This is a genomic window from Streptomyces tricolor, from assembly GCF_002155905.1.
Classification (GTDB): domain Bacteria; phylum Actinomycetota; class Actinomycetes; order Streptomycetales; family Streptomycetaceae; genus Streptomyces; species Streptomyces tricolor.
The window spans coordinates 1-1480 of record NZ_MUMF01001099.1 but is presented as its reverse complement, the minus strand read 5'-3'; the positions used below and the strand labels follow the sequence as shown (position 1 = coordinate 1480).

General features: G+C 74.4%; 2 protein-coding genes and 1 pseudogene. All 3 read left to right on the top strand.

Annotated features, from left to right (window positions below; all coding sequences use genetic code 11):
- On the top strand, nt 1-231 hold a 231-nt coding region (locus tag CCN44_RS42960; RefSeq protein ID WP_331478638.1), incomplete at its 5' end, for a DUF6643 family protein.
- A gap of 46 nt (nt 232-277) precedes the next feature.
- Nucleotides 278-1102 (top strand): MOSC domain-containing protein, encoded by an 825-nt coding sequence (locus CCN44_RS42955; protein ID WP_086704701.1) that lies wholly within the window; start codon nt 278-280, stop codon nt 1100-1102.
- Nucleotides 1103-1310: 208 nt separating this feature from the next.
- A pseudogene (locus tag CCN44_RS48100) lies at nt 1311-1480 on the top strand (Rv1733c family protein); the annotation flags it as partial.

Here is a 1480-nt window from a genome sequence, read left to right as displayed (position 1 = left end):
GCCTACGGCTACCCGCAGACGCCGCAGCCCGCACCGCTGCAGCAGGCGCCCACGGCGTACATCCCGCAGCAGGCCAGCGCCCCGCGCGGCTACCCCGGTCCGCAGGCCCCGCAGCCGCAGCGGCCGATGGCGGCGGGCAACGGCTACGAGGCGATGCGCCCGGCCGCGCCGCGCCCCGCGCCGGCCCCCTACCAGGACCCGTACAACAACCAGCAGTACCGCGGCTACTGACGGCTCGCACCCCCGGCCGTCGGTGCCGCCTGGCACGATGGACGGCATGGGAAACGCCGAAGTGGAGTCGATCCACGTCCATCCGGTCAAGGCGTTCCGGGGCGTCTCGCCCCGGGAGGCCGTCGTGGAGCCCTGGGGCCTGGCCGGCGACCGACGCTGGACGCTGATCGACGACGGGGGAAAGGTCGTCACACAGCGCGAGCAGCCGCGCCTCGCACTGGCCGCCGCCGAGCCTCTGGCCGGCGGCGGCGTTCGTCTGTCCGCACCCGGCCTGGAGCCGCTCACGGTCGAGGTGCCGCGGCCTGCGGAGACCGTGCCGATGAACGTGTTCGGCACGAAGGTGGAGGGGGTCCCGGCCGCGGCCGACGCGCACGCCTGGTGCAGCGCCTTTCTCGGGGCCGGGGTCCGACTGGTCCACATGGACGATCCGGCCACCCGCCGCCCGGTCGACCCCGCCTACGCACTGCCCGGCGAGACCGTGAGCTTCGCCGACGGCTACCCCCTGCTGGTGACCACGCTGGCCTCGCTGGACGCCCTGAACTCCCTCATCGCCGAGGGCCCGCACGCCCACGAGGGCCCCCTGCCCATGAACCGGTTCCGGCCCAACGTCGTCGTCGCCGGCACCGAGCCCTGGGCCGAGGACCACTGGACACGGATCGCCATCGGCGAAGTGGTCTTCCGGGCCCCGAAGCCCAGCGGACGGTGCGTCGTGACCACCACCGACCAGACCACCGCCGTGCGGGGCAGGGAACCGCTGCACACCCTGGCACGCCACCGCAGAAGGGACGGCAGGCTGCTGTTCGGCCAGAACCTCGTGCCGCTCTCCCCCGGCACGGTCCGCGTCGGCGACCCGGTGCGCGTACTGGCGTAGACCCGGCGTACGAGCGGCGGGAAGCAGTCCGGAGACGATCCGGCGGGGCCGGGAACCGGCAGCGGTGTCCCGGACGTTCAGCAGCATGAGAAATTCATGAGAGGCCGTGTGCGTCAGGCACCGCGGCGGACGTGACGTCGCCCTCTCCCGGTCCGGTCCGGGGGCGGGCACCGAGGCCGGGGGTCGGAGACCGGAAGGGGGTGGGGACATGCGAGCACTCATCGGGCTGTGGCGCTGGCGGCACAATCCCCTGCGCCGGGCGACCGATCTGGCCGAGGCGTGGGTGGCCCTCGTGGCGCTGCTGCTGATCGCCGTGGCCGCACCCGTGACCGGCTGGCTGGTGGGCGCGGCCGCCCAGGACTCGCTCCAGCGGTCGGC

What these genes read in the sequence shown, in the direction of transcription:
- CCN44_RS42955 (WP_086704701.1), top strand. Translation starts at nt 278, where the DNA reads ATGGGAAACGCCGAAGTGGAGTCGATCCACGTCCATCCGGTCAAGGCG.